The 23,012-nt window shown below is 62.8% G+C and carries 25 protein-coding genes; 9 read left to right on the plus strand and 16 right to left on the minus strand.

What is annotated here, in order from left to right; all coding sequences use genetic code 11:
- Window positions 1-165 precede the first annotated feature (165 nt).
- Entirely contained in the window at window positions 166-903 is a 738-nt protein-coding gene (locus RW095_RS16255) for a metallophosphoesterase (protein WP_128588638.1), read from the plus strand.
- Between the two features lie 22 nt (window positions 904-925).
- Here the strand turns inward: RW095_RS16255 and RW095_RS16260 are convergent, their stop codons facing one another.
- On the minus strand, window positions 926-1,627 hold the full coding sequence (locus RW095_RS16260; RefSeq protein ID WP_317016946.1) for an RES family NAD+ phosphorylase: 702 nt from the start codon (window positions 1,625-1,627) through the stop codon (window positions 926-928).
- Window positions 1,624-2,061 carry an MbcA/ParS/Xre antitoxin family protein gene (locus RW095_RS16265; RefSeq protein ID WP_128588642.1) on the minus strand — a complete coding sequence of 146 codons (438 nt, stop codon included), beginning with the start codon at window positions 2,059-2,061 and terminating at the stop codon, window positions 1,624-1,626. The genes RW095_RS16260 and RW095_RS16265 overlap by 4 nt, the downstream gene beginning before the upstream one ends.
- Before the next feature lie 114 nt (window positions 2,062-2,175).
- Here RW095_RS16265 and RW095_RS16270 point away from each other — a divergent pair, with 114 nt between their 5' ends.
- A complete protein-coding gene (locus RW095_RS16270; RefSeq protein WP_317016948.1) occupies window positions 2,176-2,790 on the plus strand; it encodes a hypothetical protein in 615 nt (204 codons plus the stop codon).
- A gap of 79 nt (window positions 2,791-2,869) precedes the next feature.
- Here RW095_RS16270 and RW095_RS16275 read toward each other — a convergent pair whose 3' ends face one another.
- Complete coding sequence (locus RW095_RS16275) at window positions 2,870-3,721, minus strand: LysR family transcriptional regulator (protein ID WP_317016950.1); 852 nt, start codon at window positions 3,719-3,721, stop codon at window positions 2,870-2,872.
- Window positions 3,722-3,818: 97 nt separating this feature from the next.
- Here RW095_RS16275 and RW095_RS16280 point away from each other — a divergent pair, with 97 nt between their 5' ends.
- Together RW095_RS16280 and RW095_RS16285 are read left to right on the plus strand one after the other, a co-directional pair.
- Window positions 3,819-4,202, plus strand: coding sequence for a tautomerase family protein (locus RW095_RS16280; RefSeq protein ID WP_317016951.1), 384 nt, complete (start codon window positions 3,819-3,821; stop codon window positions 4,200-4,202).
- Window positions 4,203-4,411: 209 nt separating this feature from the next.
- On the plus strand, window positions 4,412-5,248 hold the full coding sequence (locus tag RW095_RS16285) for a TOBE domain-containing protein (RefSeq protein ID WP_317016952.1): 837 nt from the start codon (window positions 4,412-4,414) through the stop codon (window positions 5,246-5,248).
- Between the two features lie 34 nt (window positions 5,249-5,282).
- On the opposite strand, the gene RW095_RS16290 is transcribed toward RW095_RS16285, so the two are convergent.
- The 4 genes from RW095_RS16290 to RW095_RS16305 form a co-directional block, all read right to left on the minus strand.
- A complete protein-coding gene (locus tag RW095_RS16290) occupies window positions 5,283-5,984 on the minus strand; it encodes a sulfate/molybdate ABC transporter ATP-binding protein (protein ID WP_317016953.1) in 702 nt (233 codons plus the stop codon).
- Between the two features lies 1 nt (window position 5,985).
- A complete protein-coding gene (gene modB, locus RW095_RS16295) occupies window positions 5,986-6,660 on the minus strand; it encodes a molybdate ABC transporter permease subunit (protein ID WP_317016954.1) in 675 nt (224 codons plus the stop codon).
- A gap of 51 nt (window positions 6,661-6,711) precedes the next feature.
- Window positions 6,712-7,485: a molybdate ABC transporter substrate-binding protein gene (gene modA / locus RW095_RS16300; RefSeq protein WP_317016955.1), complete on the minus strand. Its 774-nt coding sequence runs from the start codon at window positions 7,483-7,485 to the stop codon at window positions 6,712-6,714.
- 129 nt (window positions 7,486-7,614) lie between these two features.
- Window positions 7,615-8,322: a phosphatase PAP2 family protein gene (locus tag RW095_RS16305; RefSeq protein WP_317016956.1), complete on the minus strand. Its 708-nt coding sequence runs from the start codon at window positions 8,320-8,322 to the stop codon at window positions 7,615-7,617.
- A 333-nt stretch (window positions 8,323-8,655) separates the two neighbouring features.
- Between RW095_RS16305 and RW095_RS16310 the strand changes: the two genes are divergently transcribed.
- On the plus strand, window positions 8,656-9,846 hold the full coding sequence (locus RW095_RS16310; protein ID WP_317016957.1) for an extracellular catalytic domain type 1 short-chain-length polyhydroxyalkanoate depolymerase: 1,191 nt from the start codon (window positions 8,656-8,658) through the stop codon (window positions 9,844-9,846).
- Between the two features lie 109 nt (window positions 9,847-9,955).
- Window positions 9,956-10,132, plus strand: a complete 177-nt coding sequence (locus tag RW095_RS16315; protein ID WP_084530981.1) for a DUF3563 family protein — start codon at window positions 9,956-9,958, stop codon at window positions 10,130-10,132.
- A 135-nt stretch (window positions 10,133-10,267) separates the two neighbouring features.
- On the opposite strand, the gene RW095_RS16320 is transcribed toward RW095_RS16315, so the two are convergent.
- The 6 genes from RW095_RS16320 to RW095_RS16345 all read right to left on the minus strand — a co-directional run bounded on the left by RW095_RS16320 (window position 10,268) and on the right by RW095_RS16345 (window position 15,532).
- Window positions 10,268-11,767 (minus strand): cryptochrome/photolyase family protein, encoded by a 1,500-nt coding sequence (locus tag RW095_RS16320; protein WP_317016959.1) that lies wholly within the window; start codon window positions 11,765-11,767, stop codon window positions 10,268-10,270.
- Between the two features lie 124 nt (window positions 11,768-11,891).
- Complete coding sequence (locus RW095_RS16325; protein WP_027779541.1) at window positions 11,892-12,311, minus strand: organic hydroperoxide resistance protein; 420 nt, start codon at window positions 12,309-12,311, stop codon at window positions 11,892-11,894.
- A gap of 169 nt (window positions 12,312-12,480) precedes the next feature.
- A complete protein-coding gene (locus RW095_RS16330; RefSeq protein ID WP_128597965.1) occupies window positions 12,481-12,936 on the minus strand; it encodes a MarR family winged helix-turn-helix transcriptional regulator in 456 nt (151 codons plus the stop codon).
- A 185-nt stretch (window positions 12,937-13,121) separates the two neighbouring features.
- Window positions 13,122-13,931: a BPSS1780 family membrane protein gene (locus RW095_RS16335; RefSeq protein WP_317016961.1), complete on the minus strand. Its 810-nt coding sequence runs from the start codon at window positions 13,929-13,931 to the stop codon at window positions 13,122-13,124.
- Window positions 13,922-14,917, minus strand: a complete 996-nt coding sequence (locus RW095_RS16340; RefSeq protein ID WP_317016963.1) for a homoserine kinase — start codon at window positions 14,915-14,917, stop codon at window positions 13,922-13,924. The genes RW095_RS16335 and RW095_RS16340 overlap by 10 nt, the downstream gene beginning before the upstream one ends.
- A gap of 219 nt (window positions 14,918-15,136) precedes the next feature.
- Window positions 15,137-15,532, minus strand: a complete 396-nt coding sequence (locus RW095_RS16345) for a hypothetical protein (RefSeq protein WP_020071014.1) — start codon at window positions 15,530-15,532, stop codon at window positions 15,137-15,139.
- Window positions 15,533-15,733: 201 nt separating this feature from the next.
- On the opposite strand from RW095_RS16345, the gene RW095_RS16350 reads away from it, so the two are divergent.
- Window positions 15,734-17,260 carry an AMP nucleosidase gene (locus RW095_RS16350; RefSeq protein WP_128585773.1) on the plus strand — a complete coding sequence of 509 codons (1,527 nt, stop codon included), beginning with the start codon at window positions 15,734-15,736 and terminating at the stop codon, window positions 17,258-17,260.
- An 84-nt stretch (window positions 17,261-17,344) separates the two neighbouring features.
- Here the strand turns inward: RW095_RS16350 and RW095_RS16355 are convergent, their stop codons facing one another.
- Window positions 17,345-17,872, minus strand: a complete 528-nt coding sequence (locus tag RW095_RS16355; protein WP_317016965.1) for a chromate transporter — start codon at window positions 17,870-17,872, stop codon at window positions 17,345-17,347.
- Window positions 17,869-18,438, minus strand: coding sequence for a chromate transporter (locus RW095_RS16360; protein WP_317016967.1), 570 nt, complete (start codon window positions 18,436-18,438; stop codon window positions 17,869-17,871). The genes RW095_RS16355 and RW095_RS16360 overlap by 4 nt, the downstream gene beginning before the upstream one ends.
- 97 nt (window positions 18,439-18,535) lie before the next feature.
- Here RW095_RS16360 and RW095_RS16365 point away from each other — a divergent pair, with 97 nt between their 5' ends.
- Window positions 18,536-19,468, plus strand: a complete 933-nt coding sequence (locus tag RW095_RS16365) for a transcriptional regulator GcvA (RefSeq protein ID WP_317016968.1) — start codon at window positions 18,536-18,538, stop codon at window positions 19,466-19,468.
- A 36-nt stretch (window positions 19,469-19,504) separates the two neighbouring features.
- Here the strand turns inward: RW095_RS16365 and RW095_RS16370 are convergent, their stop codons facing one another.
- Entirely contained in the window at window positions 19,505-20,248 is a 744-nt protein-coding gene (locus RW095_RS16370) for an LOG family protein (protein ID WP_020071009.1), read from the minus strand.
- A gap of 1 nt (window position 20,249) precedes the next feature.
- Between RW095_RS16370 and polA the strand changes: the two genes are divergently transcribed.
- The gene (gene polA, locus RW095_RS16375; RefSeq protein ID WP_317016969.1) at window positions 20,250-22,991 is read left to right on the plus strand and encodes a DNA polymerase I; all 2,742 of its coding nucleotides are present in this window, start codon (window positions 20,250-20,252) and stop codon (window positions 22,989-22,991) included.
- Window positions 22,992-23,012 lie beyond the last annotated feature (21 nt).

Raw genomic sequence — 23,012 nt, forward strand, 5'->3', positions numbered from 1 at the left:
AAACGCGAAGCCAGCAAGAGGGCGCCCGCAAACAGGCTGTTTTCGGCAAACTCTGCCGCGTACGCGTGGGTTTTCGCGTGTTTCCTGTCAACTTTGCGCTTTCTCCTGCCGCGCTACGAGAGGCAGCGCGCATACGCATTGGGGATTGCGCATTATCATGAACCTATGGCTTCCGTACTCGACACCTCTGTTCAGCACCATCCGGCCAACCGGAGCGGCCGCGACTTCGTAGTCGGCGACTTGCACGGTTGTGTCGATGCATTGCGCTATCTGCTGCGCCTCGTCTCGTTCGATCCCGCGTGTGACCGGCTCTTTTCAGTCGGCGATCTGGTGGATCGCGGCGAGCATTCCGAACAGGCGTTGGCTCTGCTCGACAAGCCGTGGTTTTTCGCCGTGCTCGGCAATCACGAAGACGCGCTGTGCGCCGTCGCCGATGGCCGCTTGCGGCGGCAATGGTGGTACGGCATTGGCGGCGCGTGGGCAGCCAATCTGCCCGACGAGAGTTTGCGTCGCTACGCCGAGCGGCTGCGCACGCTGCCGCTCGCACGCGTGGTGGGCAGCGGGCCTGAGCGCTTCAATGTTCTGCATGCCGAATTTTTCGGCACCGACGCCGAGCTCGACGCGGGCAATTTCTCCGCGGACACGCGCCAGCAATTGCTATGGGGACGTGATCTCGCGATGGGCAACGGCGATCCGCAACGGCAGCGTGGTTTGTCGCTGACTTACTGCGGGCATACGCCGATGCGCGACATCAAGCAGATCGGCGCGCAGGTGTTCATCGACACGGGCGCATTCGGCCCTGGCGGCAGGCTGACTATCGTCGAGCCCCGAGCGCTGCGGCGCTGGTCCATTTCAGTGGAAGAGGCGCGGGCTGAAGGAGCGGCGGCGCTGGCGCTGCCCTGACGAGGCGCTCATCAAGAAGCTGTCAGCCGACCTGGTTGAGCTCAAACACCATATCCACGCTCGTGCCGTTCCAGTTGTATTCCAGATACGCCGCGTGGTGACAGTCGCGCAACAGCGTTGTCCTGAATGCAGCAAGGCATTCGCCTTCAGCGTCCCGCACCGATGGATACGCGATGCCCGGCGCTCCCGCCTCGCGCACCGCACGGCCGAGCGATTGACCGGCGAGATAGTCGTCGGGAGAGAGCACTGCGAGATCGAGCTTCGGATCGCCGCGAAGGTCGACCACTTCCCCTTGCGCCACGACAGTGTAGAGACGCATTTGCTGACGCATTGGCGGCTCGGCGGTGGCTTCCAGAAATTTGCCCGTGTGATAGCGCGTTTCGGCTATGGCCGTGGCGCGGGAGCGGGCGCAATAGAACACGCCGTAGGTGCCGTCGGAAAAGCGGCTGCCCAGTGGATTCAGATGCGTGAGCGCGGCCATGATCGGTCCGTAGCCCGGCCCAAAGCGCCGTTCTTCGCGCGGCACGAGATCGAGTTCGCCGACTTCGGTGCGCAGACGGTCGTTGGTCATTGCTTCGAGCGCGTATAGCGCGTCGAAATCTTCCGGCGATGCGACCCGATCGAACAGATTGACGGCCGGAAAACGGGTGGGAATAACGCGATACGCGGGCGACCAATCCAGAGGCGCGCTGCGCCAGCGGTCCTGCCAATGCAATTCTGTCACGCCCAGCCGCCTCGCATTGCGTCGAGATACTGGCGCACGGCCACGAGGTCGCTGACATTGCCCGCCAGCATGCGGTCGAGTGCGCGACGGCCGCCGAACGGCGGTGCGCTGTTGGGGCGTTTGATCCAGGTGTCCGCTGTGCCCGGTTGCGGCAACAGGATTTGCAGCGCCTTGTAGATGCCGAGCAGCAGCGACAGGCGCTCCAACGTATCGCGACCGACGCGCGCCGCTTCCGGCGCCTGCTTCCACTTGAAGTAAGTGGAGCGGCCTGGCGAACCGAGCAGCATGATCTGCTCGTCGGCGCTTAGATCCCAATCTTGCGCGATTCTGAAGAACGCGCGCAAACCAGCCGCAGACATTTCTGCAAACGACGGTTCCGAATTCGGCCGACGCAGAGGCGCTTCGGGCTGGGTGGCGCGGGCGGCATGTGCCATGAGCGGGTAAGTCCTTATATGTACTTATTGCTTATACTAGTCCAAAACCGGATTTTTGCAAGGGAATATAATCCCGGCTCGTCACGAAAGCAAAGATTTCAGGAGATGCAGCAGATGTGGTTTCGAGTAGCAGCAACGGCGATTGCGGTGTGGTGCGTGTCCGGCGCGGCCATGGCGGGCGGTTATACGGAAGTGTGGAATCTGCCTGAGGCAAGCGCGCATGGCAAGCACGGCGCGGGCACCGGGCAGTCCGTGCGGGATGGGAAGGGCGCTTCGAAGACGGCGACGAAGACCGCTGGAAAGCATGCGACGTCGGGCGTTGCATCTGGATCGGCGTCGGCGTCGGCGGCCGGTCGGGCGGAGAAGTCGAGCAAGCACGGTGGCGTCAAGCATGTGACGGCCACCGGCGCGAACAAAGCTTCCGACGCGGCGGGAGGCAAGGCGAAGCAGAAGGCAGCGGTCGTCGCGCAAGGCACGAAAGCCCGTGCGCACGTGGTGCAGACGCAACCCGGTCAGTCGAAGGCCATGCGCGCCGATACGGTGCAAAATCACGCCGCGGATGCCGGTCCGATTAATGACGCCGGGAGCAGGCGGAGTGCGGCGGGAACGTCGGCGGGGATCGAGCCGCGTTCCTCGGCGCCCGTCACAAATGCCGGCGCTGATCAGACGGCAGCAGCCGGGAATCCGGCGACAGCCCGCAGCGGCTCTCTCCCGCCGATTTTGCACTGAGTTGTGAACGCGCGGGTGTAGGCCATCGGCGGCGAGGTGTTAGCGGGCCAACCCCACGCGCACCGCGTCCTCTAGCCGCTCACCCGCTCGCCAGCCCGTTCGTCACCAGCCGCAGCGTTTCCTTCGAACGCTCGTCCCTCACGCGAGAGTGCAGCGTCACGCGGGATTCAGGCAGTCGCGGCAGCCCAAGCCGGGCGCCGACATCGATCAAACCGCGCGGCGCTACTCTGCGCGCAAGTGGCGACACCGCGAGTCCCGCGGCCACCGCCGCGCCGACAACCGCGACGCCGCCACCGACGAAAACCTCCTGCCATGCCACGGACGCCTCCGTCAGCGTACGCAGCGCGACATCGCGCACATTGCACGGCGGGCTCAACAGCGCGAGCGCCAATGGCTCGCCGACCCGCGGCAGCCACGCCGGCGTTGCCAGCCATTCGAGCGGCTCGCTGAACAGCACCTGGGCGTCGTCGCGCGGAGGCTCGTCCGCGCCATACCGGACGATCACCGCATCGAGACGGCGCTCGTCGAAATGGGCGAGCAGCGCAGCGGACGTGCCAAGGTGCAGCTCGACCACGAGCCCCGGATCGTGCGCGTTCAGTCGCGCCAGCAGTTGCGGCAGTTCGGGCCCCGCAACATGTTCGCTCAAGCCGAGTGCAAGCCGCCGACGCTCAACCGACAGCGACCCCAGCGCCCGCTCATGCGCGTTCAACAGGTCGCGGGCCGCGCTGAGAAACGCTTTGCCATCGACGGAAAGACGCACCACGCGGGGCGTGCGCTCCAGCAACTGCTTGCCCAGATGCGCTTCGAGGCGCTTGAGCTTGAGGCTGACGGCGGATTGCGTGGTGTCGAGCGCATTGGCGGCGCGCGTGAAGCTGCACAGATCGGCGACAAGCACGAACGCGCGGACGGCATCGAGATCAAGGACCTTCATTTCGATCGAACATAGATGAAATAGCCAGCAATATATGTTCATTATGGCTCAGCCGGCCTAAGCTGTCTTCACGTATCCACCACCTGAGGAGATAGTCATGCCGCTTACCCGAATCGCTTTGCGCGCCGGCAAGCCCGCCGAATATCGGAAGGCACTTACAGACAGCATCCAGCGCGCGCTCGTCGCCACATTCAACGTGCCGAAAGACGACATCTTCATGTTGATCACCGAGCACGAGCCGGACAATTTTGTGTACGACAACCAGTATCTGAACGTCCAGCGAACCGATGACCTCGTGATGATTCAGATAACGCTGAACAACACGCGCACGCTGGAGCAGAAAAAGGCGCTTTACGAGCGCATGGTCGACGAGTTGCATGAGTCGCCCGGGCTCAGGCGCGAGGATGTGCTGATCAACCTCGTCGAAGTTTTGAAAGAGAACTGGTCGTTCGGCAACGGGATCGCCCAATACGCGCTTTGAGCGGCGGCGCTTCGACCGGTGCCGCCGGGGCGTCGCGGCAGTTTTTTGCCGTTACGGTTTGCGCGATGCCCGCGTGCCCGCCGGGCGCGCTGCGCAAGCGGCGACAAGGCGGACGCGCAGGCCTCCGCAGCCTTTAGCCTTCGAGGCGCGCAGCACCCGGTAGCTATAATGGTCCGCTGTCCTCGATCATTCAACGACCGCTCCTCGCCATGGCACCCGAGCTCAACGATCCGTCCCACGAACCGCTGGAAGTCGGCGGTTCCGTCTGGTTCCAGGCGGGCGCCAATACGCTCGGTGGCGCGTCGCGAATCGCGCTTCTCGCGGCGATCGGCGAGACCGGCTCCATCACCAGCGCGGCGAAGGCCGTCGGCATGAGCTACAAGGGCGCATGGGACGCCGTCGACGCAATGAACAACCTCGCCGGCGAGCCGCTCGTGGTGCGCCTGACTGGCGGCAAGGGCGGCGGCGGCACCACGCTGACGCCGCGCGCGCTGAAGCTTATCGAGACCTTTCGCGCGGTCGAGCGCGAACATCGGCGCTTTCTCGAGCGCGCGGGCGCTGCGATCGAAGGTTTCGCGACGGACTGGGATCTGATCGGCCGTATCGGCGTAAAAACCAGCGCGCGCAATCAGCTGTACGGCACCGTATCGCATATCGCGCGCGGCACGATCAACGACGAAGTCTCGCTGACGCTGCCCGGCGGCCACACGATCGTCGCCGTCCTCACGCACGAAAGCACCGAAGCGCTGGGCCTCGCGGTCGGCTTTGCGGCGTTCGCGCTGATCAAGGCGTCGTGGGTCGTGCTGTTAGTCGAAGGGGAAAGCGGCGCGCCGCTGAAACTGTCCGCTCGCAACCAGTTACGGGGCACCGTGCAAAGCGTGAAGCGGGGCGCGGTCAATGCGGAGATGTCACTCGTGCTCGAAGGCGGCGCGGTCATCACTGCCGTGGTCACCAACCAGAGCGCTGAATCACTCGGTCTCGCACAAGGCGCGAGCGCGGTCGCCGTGTTCAAGGCATCCAGCGTGATACTTGGCGTGAAAGATTGAAGGTTCGGGCAAAGGCGAGGGCAAAGCGCGCCCATCACGTCTCGCTGCGTGCGTAGCCGCTGAACGCCTGGTTTTCGCGAACGCGGCCGTCGCTGATCTGCACGACCTGATCGCCGAAGGCGGCCACGTCGTCGGGATCGTGCGTGATAAGCACCATCGGAATATCAAGCCGTGTTTGCAGCTCTGACAGCTCCAGCCGCATGCCCTGACGCAGCGTGCTGTCCAACGCCGAGAACGGTTCGTCCAGCAACAGAAGTTGAGGTTGCGCGACGAGCGCGCGCGCAAGCGCGACGCGCTGTTTCTGTCCACCGGAAAGTTGCGCCGGATAATTCCCGGCGACACCGCGCAACTCCAGCGCGTCGAGCCAGTAATCGATCTGCGCATGGCCGCTGCGCGCGCGCGCATTGAACCAGCCGCGCTGCAAGCCGAAGCCGATGTTTTGGCGCACGTTCAGATGCGGAAACAGCGCGTAGTCCTGGAAAAGGTACGCGACCTTGCGCGCCTGCGGCTTCAGATCTACATCGAGCTTGCTGTCGAATAGCGCATTGCCGTGCAGCGTGATCTTGCCTTCGTCGGGACGTAACAGGCCGGCGATCGCCTGCAGCGTCAGAGTCTTTCCCGCGCCGGACGGGCCGAACAGCACCACGCGCTGCGTGGTCGCAGTAAAGGCGACGTCGAGCGTGAAGCGGCGCTCGGCGCTCACGAATGTCTTGCGGACGTCGACGTCGAGTGGCATGTCAGCGGTAAGCGAGAAGCGTGCGTTGCGGCACGAGGCGGCCGGCGAGCAGCAGGATCACGACGCACGTTACCGAGGTCACGATCACGAGGAAGTTCGCCGTGGCGTCGTCGCCCGCTTGCACGGCTGAATAGACCGCGACCGAAAGCGTCTGCGTGCGGCCCGGCAGATTGCCCGCGATCATCAGCGTGGCGCCGAATTCGCCGAGCGCTCGCGCGAACGCGAGCAGGCCGCCGGCGAGAATTCCACGCGCGGCAAGCGGCAGGCTCACGCGAAAGAAGACCGCTGTTTCGCTGACGCCGAGCGTGCGCGCGGCGCGTTCGAGCTGGGGATCGACGGCTTCGAAGGCGGCGCGCGCCGACTTCAGCACGAGCGGGAACGCGACCACCGTCGACGCGATCACCGCGCCTTGCCAGGTGAACACCAGTTGGATGTCGAAGCGGTCGAGCCAGGCGCCGACCACGCCGCGTCGCCCAAGCAGCACGAGCAGGTAATAACCGAGCACCGTGGGCGGCATGACGAGCGGCAGCGTCAGCAACGAATCGACGACGTCACGGGCGCCCGAGCGCCAGCGCGACAGGCCGAATCCGGCGGCGACACCGAACACCAGATTGAGCGCGGTTGCCCAGCCCGCCACCTTGAGTGACAGCATCAGCGGAATCCAGGCCTGTTGCATGATCGTCTGCGGTCCGTTGTCGACGTTGATCGAGGAAGCGGGATTGGTACGTTAGTGGGCCGGTTTGAAACCATACTTCGCCAGCACCGCCTGGCCGGCCGGCGACAACACGAAGCTTACGAAGGCCTGCGCGACCGCTGCATGACGGCTACCCTCCACTTGCGCGATCGGGTAGGTGATCTGTGTTTGCGTCGGCACGGTCAGCGCGACCTTAACCTTGCCGGGCACGATTGCGGCGTCGGTACCGAACACGAAACCGGCGTCCACTTCACCCCGCGACACATAGTCGAGGCTTTGACGCACGTTCGCCGCGAGCACGGCCTTGGCGCTCACGGCATCCCACACGCCGGCGGCCTGCAACGCGCCTTGCGTATAGCGGCCGACCGGCACGGAGGCCGGATCGCCATACGCGATCCGTTTCACATTCGACGATGTCAGTTCGTTGAGACTGGTCGGCGCAAAACGACTGTCGGCCGGCACGATCAAGACGAGCGAATTGGCCGCGAAGTCCTTGCGCGTGGCCGGTACGATGACTTTGTCCGCTGCGGCCTTGTCCATGGCCTTCTGGTCTGCTGACGCAAAAACGTCGGCGGGCGCGCCTTTGGCGATTTGCTGCATCAATACGTCGGAAGCGCCGAAATTGAGCAGAACCTTGGTGCCGGCGTGCTGCTTTTCGAAGGCTTCGCTCACTGCCGTGAACGCATTGGTCAGGCTGGCGGCGGCGGACACTACCAGCTCATCGGCGCGCGCGTTGACGCTAAAGGCAATAGAAATCGCGCCGGTCATAAGCAGCGCTTGTTTCAGCAGGCGGCGGGGCAGTGTCATGAACGTCTGAAAGTCCGGTGCGCGCCGGAACGGTGATTAAACCCACATCGTAATATAGACGAGGTTATAGCGCTGGCATGACGAGAATGCCGCGGCGCAAATAAGGCAGATGGTGAGGCGCGAAAGGGCTTAGATTTCGAGCGAGCGCGGCGGCGCGAGCGCGTTTCGCGTCTGCGTCTGCGAGATTGGCGCAGCGGCCGGCCGGACATTGCGCACGGCCTTCCACTTTGCACGGATGAATGGCCGGTCGTGGCCGGACACTTTTAGCGCGATGTGCGTCACCCAGCGCTGAGTCGGCACGTGAACGCCGTGCATCAGTACAGCAAGTGCCATCAGACTGACCGCGACTGGAAGCACGGAAAGCCGCTCGGGAACGGCGTTCCATGCCATCCGCACAAACAACAGCGCGGCTAGCGCGCCGACGAGACACCCGGTGATTGCTTCCGAAGGCGAGTGCGCGCTCAGCACGACGCGCGACAAGCCCACCGCCATGCCAGCAGCCAGGCCGAGTAAAACGCCCAGCACGCGGACGGACGGCCGCGTGCGCAGCAACATCAGGAACAGGGCGACTGGATAGACGGCCGTTGAGAGCATTGCATGGCCGCTTACGCCCGTGAAATCGAGCTCGCGCACGCCCACACCCCAGCCGAGGAACGCCAGCTTCGTGACCGTCACCACGCCGATTGCCGCGCCGAGCAGCAGCAGCCAGCCCGCTGCCATGCGCCAGGTATAGCCGACCGCGAGCCACAACGCGATGGCGAACGCCAGCGGCAGCGTCATGCCGGCGCCGCCGAGGCTGGTGATCGAGTACCACAGTTGGGCTGGTAGGTCGGGCATCGAGAAAAGGCGGTCAGAGCCGCATAGAATCGTTGATATCTCACTAAACGCGCGAGCGAGGCTAAGCGCCGACGCGTTCAGGCAACCGCCAGTATAGACGGCGGCTAGCGACGGCTCGCGCCGCCCAGACACGCTTTTTGCTCCCGGATGTTAGGCGGCTAACAGGCGCTAACAGGCTTTGATGGCGGCCGGGGACAAGGTTTAGTGCAGTAAGCAGCGTTGGCGGACTCGCCAGGCAGCTTCTGCATCGCCTGAGGATTGATGTTATTGTGCATTGCACAAGAAATGCATTTGCATTCGTCAATCCTGCCCTTTTTGCGAGGTTTTGCGCCGATGGCAAAAAGTTTATCGAAGATCTGGCTCCGCGGCCTCAAGCGCCTGCTTGCGATTCAAACCGAGCACGCCAACAAGACCGCCAAGCGCGCCACCAAGCGCCCGGCCCGCCCGGCGTCCACCAAGCCGTCGACGAAAGTTCGCCCGTTGAAGTCTGCCGCGCTACGTTCGCCCGTCAAACGCGAAGTGCCGCACGCGGCCGCGCGCGAATCGCGAGTGCGTCCGCGCGCTGCGGCCTGGGCGAGCGGATCGTGGACACGTTCGTTCCATTCGGCGCCCGCGGCGCCGGGCCGGCTGGTCAATCATCTCCAATATGGCCTCTACGTTCCGTCGGGCCACGCTCTCGAAACCATGCCGGTGCTTGTGATGTTGCACGGCTGCACGCAATCCATCGACGAATTCGCGCAAGGCACGCGCATGAACGTGCTGGCGGACCGCTACGGCTTTGCCGTCGTCTATCCTGAACAGTCGAAGCATGCGCATTCGCACCGCTGCTGGCATTGGTACGACGCGGGCGAAAGCGCGGGTGGTGCCGAGGCGCGGGCGGTGGTGTCGCTCGTCGATGCGCTGGTGGCCCAGCACGGTTTCGACAGCGAGCGCGTGTATGTCGCTGGAATTTCTGCGGGGGCGGGGCTCACGGCGCTGCTGGCGCTGCATTTTCCGGAGCGCTTTGCGGCGGTCGCGCTGCACTCGGGGCCGGCTTTTGGCGAGGCTCGCTCCGGCATTACGGCGATGGACGTGATGCGGCGCGGCGCGCGGCGCGATCCGGCCGAACTCGTCGACGAGATCGCGGACGTGGCGCACTATCCTGGCATGCCGGCGCTCATCATCCATGGCGACGCCGATCATGTCGTTGCGCCGGTCAACGCCGACCAGCTTGTGACGCAGTTTCTGCGTCTGAATCGGATGATCGATCAAAAAGGCGCGCGCAAATCGGGTGAAATGCGCGAAGACCGAAAAGGCGGCATGACGCTGCGCGACTATTTCCGGAGCGGCCGGCGCGTCGTGCGCGTGTGTCATGTGCAAGGCCTGGGGCACGCCTGGAGCGGCGGCGACGATTCTGTGCCGTTCCATTCCGCGAAGGGCCCGGACGCCAGCGCCATGGTGTGGGAGTTCTTCAAGCATCAGCGCCGGGTGGGCGCGGGTGTCGACGAAAGCATTGCGGCAGAGGCCTCTGCGCCCGCACGGTGACTTTTGAGCAACACCTCGAAATGAGTGATGGCGTAACCCTAGGGTTTTCCCTATAATACGGGTTATCCCCTAGGCGTTAATGCCTACACTCATTGCCGAGGCTCTAATCATGTACCTGCTTACCCGCCTGTTCCTGTTTTTGACCAAGTCGCCCGAACAACTCGCGAAAGAACGCGCTGACGCATTCCTCGCCGAAGCGACCGATCTATACGACCTCGAATTCCGCATGCGCAAGCTGGATCGCGACGCGAACTTTCGTCAGCCGTCGTGGATGAGCCAGCACTAAGCTGCGCGCTAGTTGAAGCATCGGCGGTAGCGAATGACGCCGGTGCCGGGCGAAGGGCCTAAGTGTCGGCTCCAAGCCAGTATTGCTACAGACAGCCGCTTTCCGGCTGTGTCACAAGCTACTGTGAGCGTGCGCTCACTTTCCAAAACGAGCTAGCGTCCGGTCTCTTGCCTGCGCGTGGTCGACGATCGGCGCCGGGTAATCTTTGCCCAACACAACGTCGCATTGTGCGAGCCGTTCCGCGCCTGCCAGCCACGGCGCGTGGATCCATTTGGCCGGCAGCTTCCCAAGCTGCGGCAAATAGCGTTTGATGAACCGGCCGTCGGCATCGAATTTCTCCGACTGCGTGACCGGATTGAAGATCCGGAAATAGGGCTGCGCATCGCATCCTGTCGACGCAGCCCATTGCCAGCCGCCATTATTCGCCGCGAAGTCGAAGTCGTTCAGTTGGTCGGCGAAATAGCGCTCCCCGAGCCGCCAGTCCACGCCCAGGTCCTTCACCAGAAAACTCGCGGTCACCATGCGCAGACGGTTATGCATGTAGCCGGTGCTGTTGAGCTGCAACATGGCCGCGTCGATCAGCGGATAGCCGGTGCGGCCTTCGCACCATGCGGCGAACGCTTCATCCGCTTCCGGGCCCTGCTCCCAACGCAGGCGGTCGTACTCTTCCTTGAACGACGCGCCGCCCGCCAGCCTGGGGTGATGCGACAGGATCATGAAGTAGAAATCCCGCCAGACGAGTTCCGAGAGCCACGTGGCCGAGCCCCGGCCGTCCGGTTGCAGGGACATTTCATGAGCGAGCCGCGCGAGTGTGCGAATCGACACAGTGCCAAAGCGCAAGTGCACCGACAAATAGCTGGGACCCTTGGCCGCCGGAAAGTCGCGCCGTTCAGCGTAGCTGTCGATCCGCGTGAGGAAGTCGTCGAGCAGAAGCCGGGCGCCGCTCATGCCGGTGGGCAACTCGAGCTCCCCGAGATTGCTGGGCGCGAAGCCCAGTTGATCGAGCGTCGGTAGCTGCCGGTCTAGCCTTGCCGGCGGCTTTGCCAGGTGATTTGCGTAGGTTTCGACTGGATAAGGCTTCAGATCGAAGCTCGTCAGTTGCTTGAGCCACGCGTTCTTGTACGGCGTGAAAACCGTGAATGGCTTGTTCTGGCCAGTCAACAATTCGGCGCGCTCGAAAATCACCTGGTCCTTGAAGGTCAGCCATTGGCGTCCCGCGTCGGCGAGACGCTCGCGCACGGTCTCGTCGCGCTCGATTGCAACGGGTTCGTAGTCGTGGTTCGCGAATACGGCATCGACCTGAAGCTCGTTGGCGAGCTTCGGCACGAGATCGGCTGGATCGCCGCTCAACACGACGAGCCCGCCACCGCGAGCGCGCAGTGCTTCGTCCAGTTCGCGCAGCGACGCAAGAATGAACTCGACGCGGCGATCTTGCGCCTGAGTGCCCGGATGACGCGTCTGCCATTTATCAATGAGCGGTTGCAGGATCGTCGTATCGAACACGAACACGCACCAGACGCGCTCGCAATGCTTGAGCGCGTAGTAGAGCGCGGCGTTATCGGCGCTGCGCAGGTCGCGGCGGAACCAGACCAGGCCGGTGTCGAAGGTGTCGTTCAGTCGTCGGACGCGTGTCATCGGCAAGTTGAGCTGAAAATGGCTGCGCGCCCGCCCTCGGCGTCGAGAGGCGGGCGCGGATGAGGCCGGCCTGGATGCGCCGCGCCTATCCGGCGAGCCGTTAGCGACTCGCCGACGTGGCAGCTTACGCGACTTGCAGACGAACCGCGACGTTGTTGCGCGTAGCGTTCGAGTACGGGCAAACCTGGTGAGCGGCGTCGACCAGTTCTCTAGCCGCATCTGCATCCAGACCCGGCAGCGAGATACGCAGATCGATGTCCAGTGCGAAGCCGCCCTTGTCGTTCGGACCGATGCCGACTTCTGCAGTGACCTGAGTATCGGCAGGCAACGTCTGCTTGTGTTGACCTGCGACAAACTTCATTGCGCTGAGAAAACATGCCGAATAGCCGGCCGCGAACAACTGCTCGGGGTTCGTGCCTGCTGCGCCGTTGCCGCCCAGTTCGCGCGGCGCCGCGAGCTTAACGTCCAACGCATTGTCCGACGATACTGCACGGCCGTCGCGCCCACCGGTGCTCGTTGCACTTGCTTTGTAGAGTATGTTCATCGCGCTGCTCCTTGATCTGGGTTATGAAGGTCTGCATGTTGCCGCTTCGCGCTACCCGCCGTCGTGGCGCGGTGCTAATGAAGCGGCATGTGATAAGAATAGTACACAAATCATTTGTGTACAAATGAAATTTTGCATCGCGTCGATAGGCAAGCCTTTTGCCTCGGCGCTACTCGTTATCCATGTAGTCGTTAAGCGTGGTGCGCAGGCGAGTCAGATCGTCGCGCAAACGCAGCAGGAATTCGGGCGACTGTTGGGTGGCGCAAAAGATTTCGGCGGGCACCTCGCGGGCCTGACGCTTGAGCGCTGCGCCGGCCTTGGTGAGCCGAATGTAGACGAGACGCTCGTCTTCCACTCCCCGCACCCGTTCCACTAGACCTTGCGTCTCGAGGCGCTTGAGCAGGGGTGTGACAGTCGCCGAATCGAGGTTCAGGCGCGCGGCCATGCCCTTGACCGTGACGTCGTCGCTCTCCCATAGCACCAGCATCGCCAGATATTGCGGATACGTGAGACCGAGCTTGTCGAGAAGCGGCTTGTAGGCCTTGGTCATCGCCAGCGACGTGGAGTAGAGGGCGAAGCACAGTTGCTCGTCGAGCGTGAATGGCAAAGCGGGGCGCTGGGTCATGATGCATCTCGTGTCAAAGGAGTGCACGCAAATAGATTGAGTGCAAACCATTGTGCCGCAAATCGGCGCACACTGACGACTATGAGACGCAAAGGCGGGCTACGAGAAGCGGGCGCGGCGACGGAAGCAGCCGGCCCGTGGGCAACCGAGCGCCCGTGCTGCGAACAGCAACCGGCGCCAGGCTTTCAAGCGGCCGGTGTAGTCGGCAGATCAGGCGTCTGCGGCGTCTGCACGCCGTAGCAGCCGCGATATGTCGCGTAGAACGAGCAATACAGCATGGTCGTGACGATCATCGTGGCGGGCATCAATACGGCGAACGCGAAGTCGCCCGCGCCGAGCGCCTGCATCAACGCTGACAAGCCGAGCGACACCGTCATGGCCACTGCAAACCACAGCGCGCCGAACACGATGAATGCACCGCGATTGCGCCAGCAACTAACGAGGCTGAAGAACATCGCCTTGATGGGCGGTACATCGTGCCACGCCGCGAGAATGGGCGAGAACCAGAACAGCATGGCCACTGGAATGTAGAACGCGAAGGCCGTGACCACGGCAAGCGGCATATTGCTGTTGGCGACTGCCTGAGGGTCCATTGCCGCGCCCGCGCCAAGCATCACCTTCAGCAACATGCCGCCGTCAGCGAGTGCCGAACCCGCGAGTACGACCGCCATCGCGATTACGTAGAACACGCCGAGCACGATCAGCCGCCGGGCGACCACGGGTCCATACGAACGGAAGCCATCCACGAGGATTGTCGGAAAGACAGGCTTGCCGGCGATCGTATTGCGGCATGCGGCCATGAAGCCGACGGCGACGCCTGGAATAAACGCCAGCGGCAACACGCTGCCGATCAGCGGGATTTGCGCAACGAGCGTCATCACCAGCAGATAGGTGAAGAACAGCGTGAGGAACGCGAGCGGATTCTTGCGGAACAGCCAGATACCTTGCCGGAACCATACATAGCCGGTTTTCGCGGGGACTTCGATCAGTTGCATGAGGTATGAATGCCTGGTAGTGCTACGCCGGACAGGCGCTCGCGCAGAATGCGCTCGAAATGGCCGGGATCGTGCGGTTTGAGCAGTTCGGCCGCGCGCGGCAAATGAAAATCATACAGGCGCGAGACCCAGAAGCGGTATGCGCCCGCCCGCAGCATGTCGCCCCAGTGACGGTTTTCTTCGACGGTAAAGGGACGCACGGTCTGATACGCGCGCAGCATGGCCTCGGTGCGCGCGTGGTCGAGCTTGCCCGTGGCGAGATCGACGCACCAGTCGTTGACGGTCACGGCGACGTCGAACAGCCACTTGTCGCAGCCGGCGAAGTAAAAATCGAAGAAGCCGCCGAGGCGCACCTCGTGACCGGTCTCGGGCGCGGCATGCGCGAACATAGCGTTGTCGCGGAACAGGTCGGCGTGACAGGGGCCCTCGGGCAGCGCCGCGTAATCCGCCGACGCGAAGAACGCCTCGTGATACGCGAGCTCGGACGACAGCAATTCACGCTGCTCGCCTTCGAGGAACGGCAGGATGGTCGGCACTGTTTCCTTCCACCACGGCAGGCTACGCAGGTTCGGCTGATAGCCGGTGTAATCGCGCCCGGCTAGATGCATGCGGGCAAGCATCTGTCCGACTTCAATGCAATGTTCGACGCCCGGCGCCAGTTCCGGCGCGCCTTCGAGTTTCGTCACGATAGCGGCGGGCTTGCCGTGCAGGATGCCGAACAGCGACCCGTCCTCGCGCGGCATCGGGTCCGGCACGGGCACGCGGTGCGCCGCAAGATGGCGCATCAGGTTCAAATAGAACGGCAACTGCCCGGCCGTCAGCTTTTCAAAGATGGTGAGGACGTATTCGCCGCGCGTCGTCGTCAGAAAAAAATTGCTGTTTTCGATGCCGGACGTAATGCCGCGAAATTCGACGACTTCGCCGAGATCGTAATGGCGCATCCAGTCTGCTAGTTGGGATTCGGTGACAGCGGTGAAGACAGCCATGCGGGAAACGTCAGGTCAGGTTGGTCGGGCTGGCGCGGTGCGGCCAGCGGGCTACGTGCGGTGGTGAAAGCAGTGTGGAGCGTGCGTTCAGGCGGGTCGGTGGAACAGTTGCGGGGTTCAGCGCAACCCTGGCGCGATGCGGAACTCAAGCTCACAGCACCGGCGACGCGCGCCGGCGGAGGGCATTGATAAGGAGCGGCGCCGGCGCTCCGCCATGCATCAGTACCTCAGGTTCACCGAGGGCAGACGCGTGCTCGCGCGTCCGTTGTCGCGCACGGTGGGCGACGTATCGAGCGGCGCGCTCATCTGGTAGCGCGTGCCCAGGTTCGAACGGACGTTGATTTCGACGGGCTTGCCTTTGTCGCGGTATTCGGTGATTTCTGTGCCGTTCCCGCTGCGCTCGTGAAAGCTCGGCGTGCGCGGGACGTTGATTTCCACCTTCGAGCTGACCTCGGCTGCCGGCCGGTTGATCTTCTCCAGATCGGGCAGGCCGGCGCGTTCGTTGGCGGACTGCGGCGCGCCCGGGGGCGGAGTGTCGTCGACAGGCTGGGCAGCCATCGCGGCGTTGCCAAAGGCAAGGGCCAGTGCAACGGCGACGGGAAGGAGCGGCTTCATGGTGATTCTCCGGAATGGTGCCCCGATTCTAGCAAATCCAGCTTCTGCCACGGGCGCAATCGCCTTATTTTGCGCCGCTTTAGCGCGGCGCGCCCGCAATCTCGCGCGCCCCCGCGGCGGCGCGTGCTGCGGGCGCGGCGACGTCATTTGGCGATCATGGGTTCCGTGGTAATGTCGTCTCATCAATAGAGGCGAATGAAGATGAACAACGATACCAATCAACGTGCGGTGCAAACTCCCGCCAACAGCTTCCCGACCGAATCCTTCGACGACGCTGCCGAGGCCGTCACACGCCTGTCGGCCATTTACGAAGCCAATACGTCTTTCTTGCGCGACGCCTTCGCGCGCTATCGCCGCAACGAACTGTTCGAACGCCGCGTGCGTGCCTGCTACCCGTTCGTGCGCGTCTGCACGGAAGTCAACACGCATATCGACTCGCGCCGCTCGTACGGTTTTGTCGCCGGCCCCGGCGTGTTCGAGACCACTGTTACGCGGCCCGATCTGTTCGGCAACTACTATCGCGAGCAATTGCGTCTGCTCGCGAAGAACCATCATGTGAAGATCGAAGTCGGCGTGTCGAATCAGCCGATTCCAATTCATTTTGCGTTTGCCGAGGGCATTCACCTCGAAGGCGATCTGGATCGCGAGCGCCTCTTCCTGATGCGCGACGTGTTCGACACGCCCGACCTCGCACTGCTCGACGACCGTATCGTCAACGGCACGTATGAGCCGCTGGCGGGCGAGCCGCATCCGCTCGCGCTGTTCACGGCGGCGCGCGTGGACTTCTCGCTGCATCGGCTGAAGCATTACACAGCGACTTCGCCCACGCATTGCCAGAACTACGTGCTGTACACGAACTACCAGTTTTATATCGACGAGTTCGTCAAACTCGGCCGCACCATGATGGCCCGTACAGACGACGAGGAACTGCGCGCCTATCGCAGCGAATACACGTCGTTTGTCGAACCGGGCGATGTGGTGATGTACAACGAGAATCTCGGCGAGCAGGCGCAGGAAGGCACGGCGCCGCCGCGTCTGCCGCAAATGCCCGCGTATCACCTGAAGCGCGCGGACGGCAGCGGGATCACGATGATCAACATCGGCGTCGGGCCGTCGAACGCGAAGACCATCACCGATCACATCGCCGTACTGCGTCCGCATGCGTGGATCATGCTGGGCCACTGCGCGGGACTGCGCAATACGCAGCGCCTCGGCGACTACGTGCTCGCGCACGGCTATGTGCGCGAAGATCACGTACTCGACGCCGATCTGCCGCTATGGGTGCCGATTCCGGCGCTCGCTGAAGTGCAGGTCGCGCTGGAGCGCGCGGTTGCGCAGGTCACGCAGCTTGACGGTGTGGAACTCAAACGGGTTATGCGCACGGGCACTGTAGCGAGTGTGGACAACCGCAACTGGGAGTTGCGCGATCATCGTGAGCCGGTTCAACGGCTGTCGCAAAGCCGCGCGATCGCGCTCGATATGGAAAGCGCGACCATTGCCGCAAACGGATTTCGCTTCCGTGTGCCTTACGGCACCTTGCTATGCGTGTCCGACAAGCCGCTGCACGGCGAGCTGAAGCTGCCCGGCATGGCCGATCAGTTCTATCGCGCGCAGGTCGACCAGCATCTGCAGATCGGCGTAAAAGCCATGGAGCTTTTGCGCGAGAACGGGCTGCATCGATTGCATAGTCGCAAGCTGCGCAGCTTTGCCGAGGTGGCGTTTCAGTAAGCGGGGCGCTGGGCGTTTTTCAGCCTGCGGTTTTCCGGTTTGCGCGTGGGATCGGCGGGTGAGCGAGGTGCATCAGCCGAGTGTCTACTGCCCAAAGCCGGTCAGCCCGATCACGCTGCCGGCGGCCAGCAGCCATAGCGGATGAATGCGTGTCTTGAGTGCGACTGCGGCTGTGGCCGCCGTGACTGCCCACGCAATCGCCGTCGAATCCGACGCTTGCGCGATCAGCGCCGCGCTCGCCGCGACGATGCCTGCCGTGACCGGCACCAGCCCCAACTGCGCATAACGTCGCCACGGCCGGTCCTTGAAGCGGTCCCATGCGTGGAGCGCGAGTATCGTCACGATCGACGACGGCCCGAACTTCGCGATCGACGTCACCAGCATGCCAGGCCAGCCGGCCACGTGCCATCCAATCAGTGTGACGATCATCAGGTTGGGCCCTGGCGCGGCTTGGGCAAGCGCGAAGAGCGCGCTGAATTCGCTGGCTGGCATCCAGTGATGCACCTCGACTACCTGACGCTGCATCTCCGGAAGAATGGTGTTGCCGCCGCCGAATGCGAGCAGCGAAAGCTGACTGAAAATGATGGCGAGGGAAACGAGCGTGTCGTTCATTGTGCGCTCCTCGATGCAACGTAGATGCTGAGCGGCGTCAGCACAAGCATGGTGGGCAACAGCGGCAGCCGCATGATCGCGATAGCAATGAAGCCGAGGGCGGCGATGAGCGCGGCCATCGGCTTGTTGCGCAGCGGCAGCAAGATTTTTACGGCCATTGAAATCAGAAGGCCGGCCGCGGCCGCCGCAAGGCCCGCGAATAGATGACGCACGTGCGGGTCGTCTTGCGTGCGCTCGTACAGCACGCCAAGACCGATCACCACCAGCGACGGCCCGGCGATCAATCCGAGCAATCCAGCGAGCGCACCTGGGATTCCGCGAAAACGCATGCCGACGGCTACCGAGAGATTGATCACATTGCCGCCCGGCAGAAATTGGCAAAGCCCCAGCAGATCGGTGAAATCTTCCACGTTCAACCAGCGGCGTTGCTCGACAAGCGCGCGGCGCGCGAGCGGCAGCGCGCCTCCGAATGAGATGAGCCCCAAGCCCAGAAAACCGCCGAAGATTTCCCGCAGAGTGGGCCTCGGCCCTGCGGCGGAGTCGAGTGAGGTGAGATTGTGGTCCATGGCGCTTCGCTTTCCGTTCAAGCTCAAGAGGTTAGCTCCGAAACGCCACGCGGCAAAACGATTTTTGCGCGCGTCTTTGTGATCTACAATCACAAGCATGGCACGTAATCTCCCGCCTTTCCCCGCGCTGCGCGCCTTTGAAACAGCGGCGCGGCACGAAAGCTTCACCGCCGCGGCGAACGAACTGCATGTGACGCACGGTGCAATCAGCCGGCAAGTCGCCGCGTTCGAGTCGTGGCTCGGCGTGCAGGTGTTTCAGCGTCACGGCAAGCGCGTGCGCTTGACAGCCGCCGGCCGCCGCTATCTGGCAACCGTGCAGGCTGCGTTCGACAGCATCGCGCACGCCACCGACCAATTGCGCGACACCGGCGTCGTTCACGTTCTGCGGGTGAATGCGCTGCCCACGTTCGCGATGAAATGGCTGCTGCCGCGCCTGCATCAATTCCAGCGCAAGGTGCCAAACGTAGAGTTGCGATTGGCGACGTCGAACGCGCCGGTTGAAACATTGGATAGTTTCGACGTCGCGGTGAGGCGAGGCCCGGCTCACTGGCCGAACTGTGTGAGCGGCCGGTTTCTTGGCGAGAGCGAGCTTCCTGTGTGCAGTCCCGCACTGCTGCAGCGCTCGCCGATCAAGACGGCCGACGACCTCGCGCGACACGTGCTGCTGCATTCCGACACGCGGCCCGATGCTTGGGGCAACTGGTTATCGGCGGCGGGCGTGACGGCGAAATGCCGGAAGAAGCAATCGTTCGATCACTTCTATCTGGCCTTGCAGGCCGCAGTCGATGGACTCGGCGTGGCACTGGGCCCATTGCCGTTACTTGCCGACGAACTCGCGTCCGGCCGGCTCGTGATGCCGCTGGCGGGGCCGCGCATCGACGCGCGCGGCTATTGGTGGGTCGCAAGAAGAGAGGTTGCCCATGCGCCGCTCGTTGCGCAATTCTGCGAATGGTTGCAGGCGCAAGGCGATCAAACTGATCAGGCGCAAACGCAAACGGGCAGCCCTGAGGCCGCCCGCTTGAATGAGTGATCAAGCAGTTTTGCGCGCGAGCGCTGCGCTCGCACGTTACAGATAGAACATGCGGTCTTCTTCCGACTTGGTGGGCTGCGGCTCGGCGCCTTCGCGATCTTCGTAGAACTTGAGCACCGCTTCGAGCACCTGGTCCGGGTCGTCGATCACCTGCATCAGGTCGATGTCCGTCGGATTGATGAGGCCCATGGGCGTGAGCGAGTTCTTGAACCACGCAAGCAGACCTTCCCAGAACTCCGCGCCCACCAGAATGATCGGCACGTGGCGCGACTTCTTGGTTTGAATGAGCGTGAGTACTTCCGCGAGTTCGTCGAGCGTGCCGAAGCCGCCGGGCATCACGATCACGGCATCGGAATTCTTCACGAACGTGACCTTGCGCGTGAAGAAATGACGGAAGCGCAGTGAGATGTCTTGCCACTGGTTACCGGACTGCTCATGCGGCAACTCGATATTCAACCCGACCGAAGGCGCCTTGCCTGCATGAGCGCCTTTATTTGCGGCTTCCATGATGCCTGGACCGCCGCCGGAGATCACGGCGAAGCCTGCATCGGAGAGTTTGCGGGCGATTTGCGTGGCGAGTTTGTAGTACGGCGAGCTGGGTTTCAGGCGCGCTGAACCGTAGATGCTGACAGCGGGGCGGATCTCCGAGAGGTACTCGGTCGCCTCGATAAACTCTGCCATAATCGTGAACATCTGCCACGATGCGCGGGCCTTTTTTGCCGTTGCGCGCTCTTGATCTGCGAGTGATCGCAGACTCGGAATCACTTTTCTCTTAGTCATAATGCCTGAAGAACGAAGCCTTGAAGGTAAGACCCTGCTATTGGTCGACGGTTCGAGTTATCTGTACCGGGCCTACCATGCGATGCCTGATCTGCGCGGGCCCGATGGTGGTCCCACAGGTGCGCTCTACGGGATGATCAGCATGCTGCGGCGCATGCGCAAGGAAGTCACAGCAGAGTATAGCGCGTGCGTGTTCGACGCCAAGGGCAAAACGTTTCGCGACGACTGGTATCCGGACTATAAGGCGAATCGTCCCTCCATGCCGGACGATCTCTCGCGGCAAATCGAGCCAATTCATGTGGCCGTGCGCGCGCTCGGCTGGCCGCTTCTGATGATCGACGGCGTGGAAGCCGACGACGTGATCGGCACGCTTTCCACCGAAGCGGAAAAGCGTGGCATGAACGTGATCGTGTCGACCGGGGACAAGGATCTGGCGCAGCTCGTGTCGGATCATGTCACCCTCATCAATACGATGACCAACGAAAAACTCGACCGCGCCGGCGTTCTTGCGAAGTTCGGCGTCCCCCCGGAGCGCATAGTCGACTACCTGTCGTTGATCGGCGATACCGTCGACAACGTGCCCGGCGTCGAAAAATGCGGGCCGAAAACCGCGCTCAAATGGCTGTCGCAATTTGAGTCGCTAGATGGCATCGTCGCACATGCAGACGAGATTAAAGGTGCGGTAGGAGACAATCTGCGACGTGCTCTGGATTTTCTGCCGATGGCGCGCAAGCTCGTCACCGTGGAGCGTCATTGCGATCTGACCGGGCATCTCACGTCGATCGAGGAGAATTTGCAGAGCCGGCCCGAATCGCGCGAAGAATTGCGCGATGTCTTTACGCGCCACGGGTTCAAGACCTGGCTGCGTGAGGTCGAAATTGCCGATGCGGTGGAAGGGCCGGAAACCGACGTGCCGCCCGCGCTTAGCGTCGATCACGAGCGCCACTACGAAACCGTGCAAACGTGGGAACAGTTCGATGCGTGGCTGCAAAAAGTCAACGCTGCGGAGCTGACTTCGTTCGACACCGAAACCACGTCGCTCGATCCGATGATCGCGCAAATCGTGGGTCTGTCTTTGTCGGTAGAAGCGGGCCATGCCGCTTATGTGCCGCTCGCGCATCGCGGACCCGACGCGCCCTTGCAACTGCCGCGCGACGAAGTGCTTTCAAGGCTCAAGCCGTGGCTCGAAAGCGCGGAGCACAAGAAGGTCGGTCAGCATCTGAAGTACGACGAGCAGGTGCTGGCCAATTACGGCATCGAGATGCACGGCGTCGAACATGACACGCTGCTGCAATCGTATGTGCTCGAATCGCATCGTCCGCATGACATGGACAACCTGGCGTTGCGCCATCTCGGCATCAAGACGATCAAGTACGAAGACGTCGCGGGCAAGGGTGCCCAACAAATCGGTTTCGACGAAGTCGCACTGGACAAAGCCGCCGAATACGCCGCGGAAGACGCCGACGTTACATTGCGTCTGCATCAGGCGCTGTACCCGCAGCTTGCTGCGGAGCAGGCGCTGCAGCATGTCTATCGCGACATCGAAGTGCCCACGTCGCGCGTATTGCGCAAGATGGAGCGTACCGGCGTTTTGATCGACGCGGAAAAATTGCGTCAGCAAAGCAGCGAAATCGCCGCGCGTCTGATTCAGTTGGAGAGCGAGGCGTATGTGCTCGCCGGCGGCGAATTCAATCTCGGCTCGCCGAAGCAGATCGGTCAGATCTTCTTCGAGAGACTCGAATTGCCAGTCGTGAAGAAGACGCCGAGCGGCGCGCCGTCCACCGACGAAGAAGTACTTCAGAAGCTGGCCGAAGATTATCCGCTGCCCAAAATCCTGCTGGAACACCGCGGTTTGTCGAAGCTTAAGTCGACCTACACCGACAAGCTGCCGCGCATGGTCAACGCAACAACCGGTCGCGTGCACACAAATTACGCACAGGCCGTTGCGGTCACGGGGCGCCTTGCGTCGAACGATCCGAACCTGCAGAACATTCCCGTGCGCACCGGCGAAGGCCGCCGTATTCGCGAGGCCTTCATTGCGCCGCCGGGGCACAAGCTCGTCTCGGCGGATTACTCGCAAATCGAACTGCGCATCATGGCGCACATTTCCGGCGACGAATCGTTGCTGCGCGCGTTCTCGCAAGGAGAAGACATTCACCGCGCGACTGCGTCCGAGATTTTCAGCGTGACGCCGCTCGAAGTGTCGAACGATCAGCGGCGCGTCGCGAAGGTCATCAACTTCGGTCTGATCTATGGCATGAGTTCGTTCGGCCTCGCGTCGAACCTGGGCATTACGCGCGACGCCGCGAAGCTCTATATCGACCGCTACTTCGCGCGCTATCCGGGCGTCGCTCGCTATATGGACGAGACGCGTTTGAGTGCGAAGGCGAAGGGTTATGTCGAAACGGTGTTCGGCCGCCGGCTATGGCTGCCGGAGATCAACGGCGGCAATGGTCCGCGTCGCCAGGCCGCGGAGCGCGCGGCCATCAATGCGCCAATGCAAGGCACGGCCGCCGATCTGATCAAGTTGTCGATGATCGCGGTGCAGAAGTGGATCGAACAATCGAAGATCGGCACGCGCATGATCATGCAGGTCCACGACGAACTGATCCTCGAAGTGCCGGACGCCGAACTGTCCGAAGTGCGCCAGCGTCTGCCCGAGTTGATGTGCGGTGTCGCCGCGCTGAAAGTCCCGCTGGTCGCCGAAGTGGGCGCGGGACTCAACTGGGAGGAAGCACATTGACGCCTGTGTGACGGCGCGCGA

The sequence above is a fragment of the Paraburkholderia kirstenboschensis genome, assembly GCF_032806925.1.
Taxonomy (GTDB): domain Bacteria; phylum Pseudomonadota; class Gammaproteobacteria; order Burkholderiales; family Burkholderiaceae; genus Paraburkholderia; species Paraburkholderia kirstenboschensis.